Raw genomic sequence first — 16,312 nt, forward strand, 5'->3', positions numbered from 1 at the left:
GCCTTCCTAGCGGATGCTCCTGCCTGCCAGCATGGCCTGCGCCAGGCTGGCAGGCAGCCTGGCATAGCGCAGGAACTCCATGCTGAACGTGGCCCGCCCCTGGGTCAGCGAGCGCAGCGTGGTCGCGTAGCCAAACATCTCGGCCAGCGGCACGTCGGCCCGCAGCAGGCGGCCGCCGCCGGCCACTTCCTCCATCCCGCGCACCTGGCCGCGCCTGCTCGACAGGTCGCCCAGCACGTCGCCGGTATGCTCTTCCGGCGCATCCACCGCCACCGCCATCACCGGCTCGAGCAGGTACGCTCCGGCCTTGCGGCAGCCCTCGCGCAGCGCTATCGCCGCCGCCATCCGGTAGGCGTTTTCACTGGCGTCGACGTCGTGGTACGAACCCGACAGCAGCGTCGCCTTCAGGTCCACCAGCGGATAGCCGGCCAGCACGCCGGCCGCCATCGCATCGCGCACGCCCTTCTCCACCGCGGGAATGAACTCGTGCGGGATCGCGCCGCCCCGTATCTCATTGACGAACTGGAAGCCGCCGCCTGCAGGCATGGGCTCGAGCTTCAGCACCACGTGGCCGTACTGGCCGTGGCCGCCGGACTGGCGGATGAACTTGCCCTCGCTCTCCTCGCAGATGCTGCCGATGCTCTCGCGGTAGGCGACCTGCGGCGCGCCGACGCTGGCGTCGACGCCGAACTCGCGCCGCATCCGCTCGACCAGGATTTCCAGGTGCAGCTCGCCCATGCCGGAAATCAGCGTCTGGCCGGACTCGGGATCGATGCGCACGTGGAAGGACGGGTCTTCCTGCGCCAGCCGCTCCAGCGCATGCGCCATCCGGTCATGGTCGGCCTGGGTGCGCGGCTCGACCGCCTGCGCAATCACCGGCTCGGGAAACCTGATCTGCTCCAGCGTCAGCGGATGCATCGGGTCGCACAGCGTGTCGCCGGTCGACACGCTTTTCAGGCCGACCGCGGCGGCGATGTCGCCCGCATGCACCTCGCTGATTTCCGTGCGATGGTTCGCATGCATCTGCAGCAGCCGTCCCATGCGTTCGCGCTTGCCATGCAGCGAATTCTGCACCGTGTCGCCGGTCCTGAGCCTGCCCGAATAGACCCGGAAAAACACCAGCTGGCCGGCGAACGGGTCGGTCATGATCTTGAACGCCAGCGCGGCGAAGGGCTGGTCGTCGCGCGCCTGGCGCGGCGACTGCTCGCCCGTGTTGTCGAGGCCGGACACCGGCGGCATGTCGGAAGGCGCCGGCAGGTAGTCGAGCACCGCGTCCAGCAGCGGCTGCACGCCGCGGTTGCGAAAGGCGCTGCCGCACAGCATCGGCACGATCTCGCCGGCGATGGTGCGGCGGCGCAGCGATGCGCGGATCTCGTCGTCGCTCAGCGCCACGCCGTCGAGGTATTTCTGCAGCAGGTTGTCGTCGGCCTCGGCCGCGGCCTCGACCATCGCGGCGCGCCACTGCAGCGCGCGCTCCATGTCGCCGCCGGCAAGCGCCTCGTCATGGAATTGCGCGCCCTGCCCGGCTTCGTCCCAGACGATGGCGCGCAGCGAAAAAAGGTCGATCACGCCGCGAAAGGCGGCGCCCTCGCCGAGCGGGATCTGCACCGGCACCGGCATGCCTTTCAAGCGGTCGATGATCTGCTGCCGCACCCGGAAGAAGTCGGCGCCGGTGCGGTCCATCTTGTTGACGAAGGCGATGCGCGGCACCTTGTAGCGGGCGGCCTGCCGCCAGACGGTCTCGGACTGCGGCTGCACGCCGCTGACCGCGTCGTACAGCATGCAGGCGCCGTCGAGCACCCGCAGCGAACGTTCGACCTCGACCGTGAAATCGACATGACCCGGCGTGTCGATGATGTTGATGCGATGGGGCGGCCGGTCGCCGCGCATGCCTTTCCAGTAGCAGGTGGTGGCGGCCGCGGTGATCGTGATGCCGCGCTCCTGTTCCTGCTCCATCCAGTCCATCGCCGCCGAGCCCTGGTCGACCTCGCCCATCCGGTGGCTGATGCCGGCGTAGAACAGCACGCGCTCGGTCAGCGTGGTCTTGCCGGCGTCGATATGGGCCGATATGCCGATATTGCGATAGCGCTCGATCGGCGTTTCCCGCGCGGCGCTGCCGGCATGCGCGCCCGCTGGCCCTGCGCTCTTAGCCATCACGCATGCTGGCCGCTGATGTAGTGTTCCAGCTGCTCGATGGTGAACTGCTGGTCCGAGATGATGTCCTTGACCAGGTCGCCCATCGAGATCAGGCCCACCAGCCGGTTGTGCTCGATGACGGGCAGGTGCCGCACGCGGCTGGTGGCCATCAGCGCCATGCAGTCCTCGTTGGTCTGCTGCGGCCTGACGTACAGCACGGTCGGGCTCATGATCTCGCGCACCGCGGTCTGGTCGGAGTTGCGGCCCATCAGGATCACCTTGCGCGCATAGTCGCGCTCGGTGACCATGCCGACGATGGACTCGCCCTCCTTCACCACCAGCGCGCCTATGCCCTTCTCGGCCATGCGCCGTATCGCTTCCAGCACGGTTTCGTCGGGGCTGACCGCATGCACGTCGGCTGCGCCCTTTGCATGGAGTATCTGGGAAACGGTCTTCATCGTTCATCCTTGGTCTGGTTGAAAATGCGGCGATTCCATCGGTTACCCAGTATAGACACTATCTCCGGTGCGTTGGATGCGGATCCAGCGGCTTTGGCCTGTATCAGGACGATGCGGCCAGCCGCGGACACGCGGCGATTGTCGCGCCGGGGCTGCATTGCGCCGCCCGCATGAAAAAATTGATCGATGGCACCTGTGCGCCGGCGGGATTCCGCTAAAATTCAATCCCCTCTATCTCACAGGCAAGCACCATGAAAAAATCGGAAATGATCGACCATATCGCGCAGAACCACACGATCACCAAGGCGGAAGCCAGCCGCGTGCTCGACACCGTGATCGGCATCATCCACACGGACCTGCGCAAGGAAGGCCGCTGCGCGATCCCTGGCCTGGGCACGTTCAGCGTCACCAAGCGCGCGGCACGCACCGGCCGCAACCCGGCCACCGGCGAAAAGCTGAAGATCAAGGCCTCCAAGAATGCCCGCTTCAAGGCAGCGCCGGCGCTCAAGGAAGCAATCGCCAAGTTCAAGATCTAAGCTCGACAGCCTTCGGGCGATGGCCTCCGGGCCGGCACCCTTCACGCGGCGCAATGCGCCGCGTTTTCGTTTGCGCCGTCAGCGCGGCTGCTGCTGGCGCTTGATCTCGGCGCGCTTCATTTCCATGTAGTCTTCCCGCTCCACTTCGTGCAGCTGCCGCGCATAGCGCTCGGTCGCGCTGAACCAGCTGCGCAGGCGGCGCTCCTGCTGCTCGCCGTTCGGCGCATCCATTTCCTTCAGGTAGGAATCGATCGCCAGGTAATAGCGCATGGTGTTGCGCTCGACCACGCCGCGCACGCCGCCGATGTAGGCCGGCTTGCCACCTTCGTTGCCGGTCACGGTGAAGCCCACCTTGCTTGCGCCCACCGTCGCCAGGTAACCCTGCATGCCGATCTTGCCGGCCATGCCATACGAATACGAATAGGTCAGGTGCAGCAGCGTGCGGCGGCTGTCCACCGCGGCGGCCTCCACCAGGATCTTGTAATCGCTGGTGCCCATCGGCCCTTTCCCGGCCGTCATGCGCACGTCCATGTAGTCCGGGCCGGCGTCGGCCTTGTAGGTGAAGTCGACCCGGTAGGCCTGCTCCAGCTCTTCCGGCTCCTTCTTGCCGATGTAGACCGTCAGGCCCTGGCCGCCATTGACCTGCGCGGCGCGGCAGTACTTGGTGTTGAGATGCAGGATCAGGACGTCGCACCACTGCTGCTGGGTGCGAAGCGCGGCAGCCACTTTCTCCAGCGGATAGTCGAGCAGCGCATAGGCCTCGCCCTTGAGCTGGCCGGGCGCTTCGGTCGATTCGAGGAACAGCGGCTGGCCGTACTGGTTGCTGGCGAGCCGGGGCTTGAGTTCCGCATGCTTCTGGCGCAGCGTGTCGGCGGCGCCGGGATCCAGCGCATGCGCGGCCGGCAGGGCAAGCAGGGAGGCGGCAAGGAAAGCGGCCTGGAACAGCCTGGAACAGCGTGACGGTCGGACCATGATGGAAATGGCGGCTGCCGCGGCGCATGCGATCGTTCAACAAGCACAGCACCGTGCCAACCGCGCCAGGAAATGGAAAGTGCGGATCATAGCCCCGTTGCCTGCGCCGGTCAGTACGACAGCGCACATGCCCGGGCTATACGCCGCCGCTCAGCCGGACATAGGCGTCGAGCAGGGAAGTCTTGTGCACCGCGCCGAGCAGCACCGGGTCGTCGTCCGCGCGCACCACTGGCAGCCGTTCGCCCTGGTGCGTCATGAAATGCTCGAGCGCATTGCCCAGCGACATGTCCGGCGTCAGCGGCCTAATGTCCTGGCAGACGAAGTCGGCGGCAGTCTTGTCCGGCTGGCCGTGGCCGGTGAGCAGGTCATGGCTGATGTCCTTCAGCGCCACCACGCCGCAGTAGCGCTGCGCCGCGTCGACGATATAGATGTACTTCACCGGGTGTTCCACGAAGACCTGCATCAGGCTGGCGATGCTGGCGTCGAGCGGCATCACCGTGACGGCGGGCTGGATCAGCTCGCCCAGCCGGATCGCCTTCAGCCGCAGCCTTTCCTGCTCGGCGCGGTTGCGGCGTATCGTGATCTCGTACATCGACTGCTCGTCGACCGAGCGCGCGACGAAGTAGGCGACCACGCAGCACAGGATCAGCGGCAGCATCACCTGGTAGCTCAGCGTCATCTCGAAGATCATCAGGATGGCCATCAGCGGCGCGCTGGTGGCCGCGGCCAGGAATGCGCCCATGCCGACGATCGCATAGGCGAACGGCGCGGAGGTCGCGCCCGGCCACAGCGCCTGCGCGAGCTGGCCGAACAGGCAGCCCACCACCGCGCCGAAGAACAGCGTCGGCGTGAAGATGCCGCCGATCGCGCCGGAACCCACGGTCATCGCCGTGGCCGCCACCTTCAGCGCCAGCACCGCCAGCAGCATGGTCCACGGCCACGGGTTATGCAGCAGCGCATTGACGACCTCGTAGCCGTTGCCCCAGATTTCCGGCATCAGCAGCGACATCAGCCCGACCAGCAGCCCGCCGACGCCCAGGCGCAGCGGCAGCGGCAGCTTGCTGCGGCCGAACAGCCGGCGCGACAGGTCGAGCAGCTGCAGCAGGCGCGGCGCCAGCACCCCGGCCAGGATGCCCAGCCCGATGAAGAGGATGACTTCGGCGCCGGAAACGGCCGGGAACACCGGCATTTCATACGGCGGCGCGTAGCCCGCCAGTTCGCGCATCATGATGTTGGCCGTCACCGACGCCACCAGGATGGGGCCGAAGCTCTGCATCGCGATCGACCCGAGCACGATCTCGGTCACGAAGACGGCGCCGGCGATCGGCGCGTTGTAGGCGGAGGTAATGCCGGCCGCCGCGCCGCAAGCCACCAGCAGGCGCAGCCGCGCCGGGTCGAAACGCAGCCACTGCCCGGTCAGCGACGAGCACAGCGCGGCCAGCTGGATCATCGAACCTTCGCGGCCGATCGAGCCGCCGCTGGCGATGGTGCACATCGACGACAGGCTGCGCAGCAGGCTTTGCCGCACCGGGATGCGGCCGTCGCCGATGGCGATGGCTTCCATGTAGTCGGGCTTGGTTTCGCCGGTGTCGGTGCGCCGCGCCCATGCCAGCAGCAGCCCGGCGACGACGCCGCCCAGCGTCGGTATGGCGATGCGCAGCGGCCAGTCGAGGCCGCGCGCCATGTCGACCAGGCTGACGGTCTTTCCCACCATCAGCCATTGCAGGCCGTTGATGCCTTCGCGAAATGCGATGGTGGCGCTGGCGCCGACTACCCCGGCCAATGCGGCCCATAGCAGCATTGCGTGGGAGTCGGACCAGCGCAGTCCGCGCGCGACGGAAGCGCGCAAGCCGGAAAAAGAGGGCGGCATGTTGAACAAGACGGGTCCTTTGCTGGTTGTCTGGCGTCGATGTTGCCCGGCGGGGCACGTTTTCCTGTCGACACTTTAACCCAGCCTGACGCCGCTTACGCCATCTGCGGGCGACCGCCGCTGCCGGACGCGCTCAGAAGTCCAGCGTCGCCGACACCGTCAGCGTGCGCGGCGCGCCCAGCACCAGGTAGCCGGAGCCGGGATAGCCGCCTGCCGATGCCCAGTAGTCGCGGTTGGTGAGGTTCTCGACCTGGCCGCGCAGGGTCAGCGCCTGTTTGCCCAGGCTGGTGACGTAGCGCACGCCGGCATCGACGCGCCGCCATGACGGCACTTTCTGCGTGTTGGCGGCGTCGGCATATTGCGACGCGGTATGCAGCACGCGCCCGCTCAGGCTCAGGCCGCGCACGCCGGGCACGTCCCATTCGGCGCTGAGGTTGGCCTGCAGGTCCGGCGTGCCGATCACATCCTTGCCATCGTTGGCGCCGCTGGCCGTGCGGCGCTGCTTGGCGTCGAGCAGGGTCAGGCCGCCCAGCAGGCGCAGGCCGCGGACCGGCGCGCCGTACACCGTGAACTCGGCGCCCCGGTTGCGCTGCTCGCCGTCGATGCCGAAGATGTTGCTGCCGTTCAGCACGCCCATCGGCTGCGAGGTTGTAAACAGCGCCAGGTTCATCCCGTAGGTGCCGGCATCGTACTTGGCACCGATCTCCTTCTGCTTCGAACGGTAAGGCGCGAACACTTCGCCGGCATTGAGCGCGGTGCCGCCGGCGACCGGGCCCTTGGTCAGCGACTCGATATAGTTCGCGTAGAGCGACAGGTTCTGCATCGGCTTGAACACCACGCCGGCCACCGGCGTCACCGCGCTCTTGTCGTAATTCGCGGTCTCGGCGCCGCTGGTGTAGTCGTAGCCTTTTTCCTTGATGGTCTGGCGCCGCGCGCCCACCGTCAGCAGCAGCCGGTCCTGGGCGAAGGACAGCGTATCGACCAGCGCGATGCTGGACAGTTCGCTCTTCTGGGTCAGCAAGGGATCGGACAGCACGCCGCCGACAAAGAAATCGGCCGCGGGCGCCGCCACCGACACCGGCGAATAGATATTCGATGCGAAGCCGGCGAAGTCGCTGATGGCATAGGCATTGCGCGACTTCAGCGTGAAGGTCGATGCGGTGGCGCTCAGCGCGTGGCCGACGTCGCCGGTGCGCAGCTTGCCGCGGATGCCGACTTCGCCGGTGGTCACGGTGTCGCGGCGGGCATTGTCGAAGCGGTAGGTGCTGGTGTCGCCGGCGGCGCTGGTCGCCGTGGTATTGGCCAGGCTGTTGTTCTCGCTGCCGCGCCGCGCGCCGGCGGCGGCCCAGGCGGTAACGTCCGGCGCCAGGTCGAACTCGCCGCGCACGGTGCCGAAGGTGTCGCGCTCGTTGGAATAGACCCAGGGCTGGGAGAAATTGGATGATGCATCCGGCGCGCCCGGCACCGCGATGCCGGGCGCCAGCAGCAGGCTGGGGCGGGACTGGTCCAGCTTGTGCTCCTGGAAGCCGACGTCCGCCGACAGCCGGAAGTCGCGGCCGCGGTGGTCCAGCCCGACCGAGGCCACGCTCAGCTGGCGCTCTTCATTGTCGATCGCGGTGTCGCCGCTGCGGCGCACCAGGTTGACGCGGATGCCGGTGCTGTTGTCCGGGCCGAAGCGGCGCGCAAGGTCGGTCGCCAGATAGGCCTGGCCGCCGCTGTCGACGCCGGCGGTGACCTGCGTCAGCGGGTCATTGGGCGCGCGCTTGGGCACCAGGTTGATCGCGCCGCCGATGCCGCCGCCGCCCGGCGTCGCGCCGTTGATGAAGGTATTGGCGCCGCGCAGCACTTCCACCCTTTCCAGCAATTCGGTGGCGACGAACTGCCGCGGCAACAGTCCGTACAGGCCATTGTAGGCGAGGTCGTCCGAGTTCACCGGAAAGCCCCGGATCATGTACAGCTCCTGGTAATTGCCGAAGCCGCGCGCGACCCGCACTGTCGGGTCGTTCTGCAGCACGTCGGCGATGCTGCGGGTCTGCTGGTCCTGCATCAGGGTCTGGGTATAGACGGTGCTGCTGAACGGCGCATTCATCTGGTCGACATTGCCCAGCACGCCCAGCCGCCCGCCGCGCGCAACCTGTCCGCCCGGATACTCGGCCGGCAAGCCGCTGGCCGTGGCGTCCGCGGACACGTTGACATTCACGGTGGGCATGGTCTGGATGGCGGCGGGATCGGCGGCCGGCGCGGCGGGCTGGGCCTGGACTTGAACCTGGGCCTGGGCCAGGCTGCAGGACAGCACCAGCACGGCAAGGCTGATGGCGGAAGGCTTGAATTTAGGGAAGGACATGGCGGCGGATTTGAGTAAATCTAAATGAGAATGATTATTATTATAGAATGCGACTTTACCGCAAGCAATCGAAAATCCATCCCGAACGACAATCATGACTTCCGCTTCCCTCCGCCGCTGGTCCTGGGTTCACAAATGGAGCAGCCTGGTCTGCACCGCCTTCATGCTGCTGCTGTGCCTCACCGGCCTGCCGCTGATCTTCCATCACCAGATCGGGCACTTGCTGGGCACCGAGGTCGAGGCGCCCGCGCTGCCGGCCGGCACGCCGCGCGTCAGCCTCGACCGGGTAATGGAAGTGGCGATCGGCCGCTATCCAGGCAAGCAAGGCATGTTCGTGTCGCAGGAACCGGACGACGACCGCATCTGGTACGTGACGCTGGCCGATACGCCGACCTCTGCCAGCGACCTGAAGCAGGTCGCCGTCGACGCCCGCACGGGCCAGGCGCTGGCCGAACCCAAGCTCGACGAGGGCATCATGCACATCATCCACAGCCTGCACGTGGACCTCTTCGCCGGCCTGCCGGGCACCCTTTTCCTCGGTTTCATGGGCCTGCTGCTGATGGCCGCCATCGTCTCGGGCGTGGTGCTGTATGCGCCGTTCATGCGCAAGCTCGACTTCGGCACGGTCCGGCACGACCATGCGCCGCGCACGCGCTGGCTGGACCTGCACAACATGCTGGGCATCGTCACGCTGGCATGGGCGTCGGTGGTGACGCTGACCGGCATCATCAATACGCTGGCCGACCCGGTGATCGACCTCTGGCGCAATGACCAGGTCAGCCAGATGACCGCGCAGTACAAGGGCCTGCCGCCGCCCGAGCGCCTGGGATCGCTGCAGGCGGCGCTGGATGCGGCCGTCCTGGCGCAACCCGGCATGACGGTGCGCTTCATCGCCTTCCCCGGCACGACCTTCTCCAGCCCGCATCATTACGGCGTGTTCCTGCGCGGCGATGCGCCATTGACGGCGCGGCTGTTCACCCCGGTGCTGGTCGATGCGCAGACAACGAAAGTGACCGACAGCCGCCCGCTGCCGTGGTACGTGTCGGCGCTCCTGCTGTCGCAGCCGCTGCATTTCGGCGACTACGGCGGGCTGGCGATGCAACTACTATGGGCGGCGCTCGACATCGCCACCATCATCGTGCTGGGCAGCGGACTCTACCTGTGGCTGCGGCGCGGCCCGCGCAGGCCGGCGAAGGCGGGCGCGGCAATGGCCAGCCCGGAACGGCTGCCGGTCGATGCAGAGGAGATGGAGCGATGATGCGGCAGGATGTCACGCGGACATGGGGATGGCCGGTCGCGATCGCCGTCGTGAGCCTGGCGGGCCTGGTTGTCGGGCTGGTGGGAGAAGGGATATGGGACTGGCTGGCGGCAATCTGCCTGGGGCTGCCGGTGGCGCTGTCGGTCTGGCTGGGCGTGTTGCGCCGCAAATAAAGAAAACGCTTCGAACGGTACCGGCAAAAAATAAAGGAGTCAGATCTTTCGATCTGACTCCTTGCTAAATTGGTGCGGCTGGCAGGAATCGAACCCACGACCCCTTGGTTCGTAGCCAAGTACTCTATCCAGCTGAGCTACAGCCGCTTGGTAATGCACACCGTTATTGATACGGCTTGTCACGAACAGACAGCGTGCTGCCCGTCATGACTGTTTCCAACGACTCGACGTAGCGTCTCGTCGTCAGGAGCCGGGATTCTACCACCGGTTTTCCCGATCTTCAATACCTGTGCTGTCCGCGATGCAATCTTTATCCGCGATTGTGCCGAATAACCGTGCTGCAGGCACCGTCCGTCTTGCGGCATACTCGCTTTTCCCGACCACTTTGCAAGCAGGCAACCATGACCATATCGAGCCGAATCCTGCCAACCAGCTGCGGCACGCTGCTCGTCAATGACCGCCGCCAGATCCTGCTGTGCCATGTCACCGGCACCCGCAACTGGGACATCCCCAAGGGCATGCAGGACCCGGGCGAGTCGACGCTCGAAGCGGCCATGCGGGAGCTGTACGAGGAGGCCGGCCTGGTGTTCGACGCCTCGGCATTCGAGGATTTGGGAAATTTCGATTACCGGCGGGACAAGCGGCTGCACCTGTACAAGGTGCGGGCGCCGGCCGAGCTGGCGTCGCTGGAGACGTTGAAATGCACCAGCTATTTCCCGCACAAGTACACGGGCGTGATGACGCCGGAAGCGGACGGCTTCATGTGGGCCGGGCGGGACGAGGTGCGGAGCCTGTGCTGGCCGCGGATGGCGGAGCGCCTGCTGGGCCTGGATTGGTGAGGCGGCAAACCGTCGGACGGATAAAGTTTTTCGGCCATTAAACACACTGGACAACCGCCTGCATCTCTTGCCTCAGTTCGTCAGAACATCCGATAAAATGGCGCGCCTTTAATCTATCTTCTGCGCAATATTTCTTGCGCCGCAGTGGAAAAACGTTGCCATTCAGCGCCTGTTGGCACAAGAAATCGTTTTTTGCTACTGACCATCATCTCCGCCGCCCGCAGTCGGCTTATAAAATCCCGCATGGCCATAAACGAGTAAATTGCATGAATCCAGACCAAGACAGAAAAAACAATGTTTGTCCCGCACACGGACCATCGTCCAATAAAGCATTGATGTATTCGCAGCGGGGAATACTCGTCTTTTTAGGAATCTGCTTTACCTGGCTCATCTGGAACACGACCAACGCCTTTCCTGCGGTCGACGATTTTTGCTATGGCGCCCGCGCAAACAGGGACGGCATACTTGGCTCAGTGGCATCGGAATACATGAGCTGGGGCGGGCGTTACGCGGCAACCCTGCTCATATCGGCGTTTGCCTCTTCCAGGGAAATTCTCCTCAACGGCTATTTTCTCGCGCCGCTTGCGATCCTCGCCGCCAATTTCCTGGCGGTTTCCCACTTTCTCAATAAAACGGGAATCCCGACCAAAAGCTACAAGTTCGTATTCTTTGCCATTGCAATTGCAGTATTCAGTTTTCGGGAAGCCGTTTTCTGGATGGCGGGCGGCTTTACCTACGGCATCGGCTGTGCCTTATTTCTTGTACTGATTGCGGAGGAATCCGGCATCTTCCTGCAAGCCCGCAAACATGAAGATCCACCATCCTGGGCAAGGACATTCATGCTTTCCGGCGCAAGCCTGGTCCTGGCCGGCTTCAATGAAACACTGATGGTTGCGCATGCGGCCCTGTTGTCGCTGCTTTTTTCATTTTGCGTAGTCGCCCGAAGAAAAAACGGTGTCATTTTTCGAACAGGGATAATTCTTGCGTTTGCAATCCTGGGCGCACTGATCGTCATTAATGCGCCAGGCAATCTGGCCCGGGAAGCGACCTTGGCGCCACCCGCGCTTTTCCGAAGCATGGGCAAATCATTCCTGTGGATTTTCGAGCGGTACACCCATGTTTTCCTGGGTTGCTGGCTGCTTTTCTACAGCAGCCTGATCGTATTCAACCCATTGCAGAAAAACACGCTCGAAAAATCCGAATTCAGGATGATCGCAGCCGCATTGTTCATTACCTTATGGGCCGCCCTCTTTACCCGGGCCTACGCATTGAATGGTTCCGGCCCCTCCCGCGTGCACACGGTCGACCTCCTGCTGGTCAGCCTTTTGGCTTTCCACGCGGCGCGCCATGTCTATTCGGCCAATAGGGAGGCAGTTTTCCAGAGCCGGAAACTGATGCCTATCTTTATGAGCTTCGTCGGCATCTTTATCACTGCGGTCACCTTGCGCGCCGGCGCCGATGGCGTTTCTTTCACTGATACCCTGACAAGCCTGAAATATAGCCGGCCGCTGAAACAGTCGATGGATGCCAGGTTCAAACAGGCTGAACATGCTCCCGGCGCGTCGCTGGAAGTTTCCCGATATCCGGACAAAACACGGTCGATGACATTTTTCGACGATATTCAGCCGGACGCGAAAGACTGGCGCAATGTCTGCTTTGCCGACTATTTTCATTTGAAGGACGTGCGGCTGGAGGAGTAGACGCGGCACGGGCCAGGCGATTCCGGAGGCACGTTTATTAATCGCCAGCCGGAAAACAAAAAGCCCAGCTTTATAAGCTGGGCTTTTTGCTTGAATCTCCTGGTGCTGATGAGACGAATCGAACGTCCGACCTACTGATTACGAATCAGTTGCTCTACCGACTGAGCTACATCAGCGAAGACGCGTATTCTAACAAGAAATCCGCGTAACTTGCCACTGCTTGTGCTTGCCGGCGATCATGCCTCGTTGTGGTAGGAGGTCACGCGCTCGACTTCGTTCTTCGAGCCGAGGAAGACGGCGACGCGCTGGTGCAGCTTTTCGGGCTGGATGTCGAGGATGCGGTGGCGGCCGTCGGTGGCGGCGCCGCCGGCCTGTTCGACGATGAAGGCCATCGGGTTGGCTTCGTACATCAGGCGCAGCTTGCCGGGCTTGCCGGGGTCGCGGGCGTCGGCCGGATACATGAAAATGCCGCCGCGGGTCAGGATGCGGTGGACGTCGGCGACCATCGAGGCGACCCAGCGCATGTTGAAGTCGCGGCCGCGCTCGCCGGTCACGCCGGCCTGCAGTTCGTCGATGTAGCGGCTGACCGGCGGATGCCAGTGGCGCGCGTTCGACGCGTTGATCGCGTATTCCTTGGTGTCCTCGGGGATCTGCGCGCGGCTGTCGGTCATCACCCACGAGCCCATCTCGCGGTCCAGCGTGAACGACTGCACGCCGTTGCCGGTGGTCAGCACCAGCACGGTCTGCGGGCCGTAGACGGCATAGCCGGCGGCAACCTGCTGGCGGCCGGGCTGCAGGAAATCCTGTTCGGTCGGGTTGGCCATGCCGGGCGGCGCCTTGAGCACCGAAAAGATGGTGCCGATCGACACGTTGACGTCGATGTTGGACGAGCCGTCGAGCGGGTCGAACAGCAGCAGGTATTCGCCCATCGGGTAGCGGTTGGGAATCGGGTGGATGCTTTCCATCTCTTCCGACGCCATGGCCGCCAGGTGGCCGCCCCACTCGTTGGCTTCCAGCAGGATGTCATTGGAAATGATGTCGAGCTTCTTCTGGATCTCGCCCTGGATGTTCTCGCTGCTGGCGTCGCTGGTGCCCAGCACTTCGCCCAGCGCGCCCTTGCCGACGGCATGGCTGATGGTCTTGCAGGCGCGGGAGACGACTTCGATCAGCAGGCGCAGCTCGGCGGGGATGGTGTTGTGCTGGCGCTGTTCTTCAATCAAATGCTGGGTCAGGCTGATACGTTTCATAAATATTTTTCCTAGACGACGTTAATCTGTGGCGAGTGACTTGTTGATGACTTCGGAAAGGTCCTTGGACAGCTTGGGCGTGGCGGCCACGCGCTGCAGCGCGTCCTGCATCTGCGACTGCAGCGCCGGCGCGTACTTGCGCCAGCGGTCCAGGGTGCGGGCCAGGCGGGCCGAGACCTGCGGGTTGATCGCGTCGAGCGCAATGACCTGCTCGGCCCAGAACCTGTAGCCGCTGCCGTCTGCCGCGTGGAAGCGCGACGGGTTGCCGTTGCAGAAGCTGAAGATCAGGCTGCGCGCCCGGTTCGGGTTCTTCATGCTGAACGCCGGGTGCCGCATCAGCGCGCGCACCGCGGCGACATCGGTCGCAGGCGACGTGGCCTGCAGCGCGAACCACTTGTCGATGACCAGCGGCTCGTCCTCGAACTCGGTGTAGAAACGCTCCAGCGCATCCTGGCGGCCCGGCGCGCTGCTGTTCTGCAGCGCCGACAGCGCGGCGATGCGGTCGGTCATGTTGCTGGCCTGGTCGTACTGCGCCTGCGCCATCGCATGGGTGTCGGTGTCGTCGAGCTCGGACAGGTAGAGCATGGCGACGTTCTTCAGGCCGCGCTTGCCGGCCGACAGCGCGTCCGGGCTGTAGTCGCCGGGCGTCTGGTTCAGGTCGACGAGCTGCACCAGCTCGTTGCGCAGCGTGCGCGCCAGCAGGCGGCGCATGAACTGGCGGGCGGTATGGATTTCCTGCGGCGTGATGACGTCCATCTGCTCGGCCAGCATGCCTTCGCTGGGCAGCGTCAGCACCATCTCGCGGAACGACGGGTCAAGCGTGGCGTCGTCCAGGGTCTTGTGCAGCACCGCCGTGTAGGTTTCCAGGTTGGCCGTGGTCTCGCGCATCGGCTCCTGGTCCTGCACCATGCGGGTCAGCGTCAGCAGGCGGCGCGTGGCCAGCCGCTGGCCGGCTTCCCAACGGTTGAACGGGTCGCTGTCGTTGGCCATCAGGAAGGCCAGCTCGTCGTCGCTGTAGTCGTATTCCAGGATCACCGGCGCCGAGAAGTCGCGCAGCAGCGAGGGAACCGGCTTGCCTTCGATGCCGGTGAAGCGGAAGGTCTGGCTGGCCTCGGTCAGCTCCAGCACGCGGGTGGTCGGCGCACTGGCGGCATCCTCGCCTTCCAGCACCAGCGGCAGGTCGGCGCCGGTCGCGGCCAGCAGGCCGACCTTGACCGGGATGTGGAAGGGCAGCTTGGTTTTCTGGCCCGGCGTCGGCGGGCATGACTGGGCGAGCGTGATGTCATAGGTGCCGGCCTCGATGTCGTGGCGGGTCGCCACGGTCACGCGCGGGGTGCCGGCCTGGCTGTACCAGCGCTCGAACTGGTCGAGGTTGCGGCCGCCGGCGTCGGCCATCGCGGCGCGGAAGTCGTCGCAGGTGACGGCCTGGCCGTCATGCCGCTCGAAGTACAGGTCCATGCCCTTGCGGAAGCCGTCGCGGCCCAGCAGCGTCTGGTACATGCGCACCACCTCGCTGCCCTTCTCGTAGATCGTGACGGTATAGAAGTTGCTGATCTCGACATAGCTGTCGGGCCGCACCGGGTGCGCCATCGGGCCGGCGTCTTCCGGGAACTGGGCCTGGCGCAGCACGCGCACGTCGTCGATGCGCTTGACCGCGCGGCCGCTGTCGGTGCCCACCATGTCGGCCGAGAACTCCTGGTCGCGGAACACGGTCAGGCCTTCCTTCAGCGACAGCTGGAACCAGTCGCGGCAGGTGACGCGGTTGCCGGTCCAGTTATGGAAATATTCATGGCCGACCACCGCTTCGATGTTGGCATAGTCGGCGTCGGTGGCGATGCGCGGGTTGGCCAGCACGTACTTGGTGTTGAAGATGTTCAGGCCCTTGTTTTCCATCGCGCCCATGTTGAAGTCGCCGACGGCGACGATCATGAAGCGGTCGAGGTCCAGTTCCAGGCCGAAGCGCGCCTCGTCCCAGCGGATGCTGTTGACCAGCGAATCCATCGCATGCTGGGTCTTGTCAAGGTTGCCCTCCTCCACCCACACCTGCAGCAGCGCCTCGCGGCCCGAGGGCTGGGTGATGCGCTCTTCCTGGCAGACCAGCTTGCCGGCCACCAGCGCGAACAGGTAGGACGGCTTCATGAACGGGTCTTCCCACAGCGCGTAATGGCGGCCGTCGCCGAGGTCGCCCTCCTCCACCAGGTTGCCATTGGACAGCAGCACCGGGTAGGCGCGCTTGTCGGCGCGCAGCATCACGGTGTAGCGGGCCATCACGTCGGGGCGGTCGGGGAACCAGGTGATCTTGCGGAAGCCTTCCGCCTCGCACTGGGTGAAGAAATTGCCGTTCGATACGTACAGGCCCATCAGCGATGTATTGGCGTCGGGCTGCAGCGCGGTCTCGATCTCCAGCGTGACTTCGTCGGGCGCATTCGGAATATGCAGTTCGCCGCCGTTCAGCCGGTAGGCGCGGCGGGTAAGCGGCTTGCCGTTCATGCGCAGCGCCACCAGTTCGACCGCGTCGCCGTACAGCACGATCTCGTTGCTGCGGCCGTCGGGATTGCGCCGCATGGTCAGGCGCGCCGCAACGCGGGTCAGCGCGGGGTCGAGGTCGAAGCCCAGTTCGACGGTGTCGACCAGGTAATTCGGCGGGGCATAGTTGCTGCGGAGAATAGCCGGGGAGGTGTCGGTGCGCATGGGATGTCGTCACGGTAAGAGGCGAATGGGCATTTTACCAATGCATGCCGGAAGCGCACCGACTTTGTGGCCAGAGTTTGCGGCGATG

At 64.8% G+C, this 16,312-nt stretch carries 12 protein-coding genes and 2 tRNA genes; 5 read left to right on the top strand and 9 right to left on the bottom strand.

From position 1 onward, the window contains the following. Positions 1-6: 6 nt before the first annotated feature. Positions 7-2,154, bottom strand: a complete 2,148-nt coding sequence (fusA, locus tag QOL82_RS17100; protein WP_283443511.1) for an elongation factor G — start codon at positions 2,152-2,154, stop codon at positions 7-9. After that, positions 2,154-2,594: a CBS domain-containing protein gene (locus tag QOL82_RS17105; protein WP_283443512.1), complete on the bottom strand. Its 441-nt coding sequence runs from the start codon at positions 2,592-2,594 to the stop codon at positions 2,154-2,156. Before QOL82_RS17105 ends, fusA begins: the two co-directional genes overlap by 1 nt. Positions 2,595-2,827: 233 nt before the next feature. Between QOL82_RS17105 and QOL82_RS17110 the strand changes: the two genes are divergently transcribed. Further along, a complete protein-coding gene (locus QOL82_RS17110; protein WP_283443624.1) occupies positions 2,828-3,130 on the top strand; it encodes an HU family DNA-binding protein in 303 nt (100 codons plus the stop codon). A 78-nt stretch (positions 3,131-3,208) separates the two neighbouring features. Here the strand turns inward: QOL82_RS17110 and QOL82_RS17115 are convergent, their stop codons facing one another. From QOL82_RS17115 to QOL82_RS17125, 3 genes are all read right to left on the bottom strand, one after another. Then, on the bottom strand, positions 3,209-4,102 hold the full coding sequence (locus QOL82_RS17115; protein WP_283443513.1) for a hypothetical protein: 894 nt from the start codon (positions 4,100-4,102) through the stop codon (positions 3,209-3,211). Between the two features lie 136 nt (positions 4,103-4,238). Next, complete coding sequence (locus QOL82_RS17120; RefSeq protein WP_283443625.1) at positions 4,239-5,972, bottom strand: ClcB-like voltage-gated chloride channel protein; 1,734 nt, start codon at positions 5,970-5,972, stop codon at positions 4,239-4,241. Between the two features lie 133 nt (positions 5,973-6,105). Next, complete coding sequence (locus QOL82_RS17125; protein ID WP_283443514.1) at positions 6,106-8,316, bottom strand: TonB-dependent receptor; 2,211 nt, start codon at positions 8,314-8,316, stop codon at positions 6,106-6,108. Between the two features lie 94 nt (positions 8,317-8,410). Here QOL82_RS17125 and QOL82_RS17130 point away from each other — a divergent pair, with 94 nt between their 5' ends. Next, a complete protein-coding gene (locus QOL82_RS17130; protein WP_283443515.1) occupies positions 8,411-9,574 on the top strand; it encodes a PepSY-associated TM helix domain-containing protein in 1,164 nt (387 codons plus the stop codon). Beyond that, positions 9,571-9,747 (top strand): hypothetical protein, encoded by a 177-nt coding sequence (locus tag QOL82_RS17135; protein WP_283443516.1) that lies wholly within the window; start codon positions 9,571-9,573, stop codon positions 9,745-9,747. The genes QOL82_RS17130 and QOL82_RS17135 overlap by 4 nt, the downstream gene beginning before the upstream one ends. Before the next feature lie 70 nt (positions 9,748-9,817). On the opposite strand, the gene QOL82_RS17140 is transcribed toward QOL82_RS17135, so the two are convergent. Further along, a tRNA-Arg gene (locus tag QOL82_RS17140) sits at positions 9,818-9,894 on the bottom strand. A 254-nt stretch (positions 9,895-10,148) separates the two neighbouring features. On the opposite strand from QOL82_RS17140, the gene QOL82_RS17145 reads away from it, so the two are divergent. Next, positions 10,149-10,586, top strand: a complete 438-nt coding sequence (locus QOL82_RS17145; protein WP_283443517.1) for an NUDIX hydrolase — start codon at positions 10,149-10,151, stop codon at positions 10,584-10,586. 266 nt (positions 10,587-10,852) lie between these two features. Beyond that, entirely contained in the window at positions 10,853-12,286 is a 1,434-nt protein-coding gene (locus tag QOL82_RS17150; RefSeq protein WP_283443518.1) for a DUF6056 family protein, read from the top strand. Positions 12,287-12,386: 100 nt separating this feature from the next. Here QOL82_RS17150 and QOL82_RS17155 read toward each other — a convergent pair. From QOL82_RS17155 to pepN, 3 genes are all read right to left on the bottom strand, one after another. Beyond that, positions 12,387-12,462: transfer RNA gene (locus QOL82_RS17155), tRNA-Thr, on the bottom strand. A 60-nt stretch (positions 12,463-12,522) separates the two neighbouring features. Beyond that, positions 12,523-13,533 (bottom strand): class 1 fructose-bisphosphatase, encoded by a 1,011-nt coding sequence (locus QOL82_RS17160; RefSeq protein ID WP_283443519.1) that lies wholly within the window; start codon positions 13,531-13,533, stop codon positions 12,523-12,525. Positions 13,534-13,554: 21 nt separating this feature from the next. Further along, a complete protein-coding gene (gene pepN / locus QOL82_RS17165; protein ID WP_283443520.1) occupies positions 13,555-16,224 on the bottom strand; it encodes an aminopeptidase N in 2,670 nt (889 codons plus the stop codon). Positions 16,225-16,312 lie beyond the last annotated feature (88 nt).

The organism is Noviherbaspirillum suwonense (assembly GCF_900182955.1).
Taxonomy (GTDB): domain Bacteria; phylum Pseudomonadota; class Gammaproteobacteria; order Burkholderiales; family Burkholderiaceae_D; genus Noviherbaspirillum_A; species Noviherbaspirillum_A suwonense.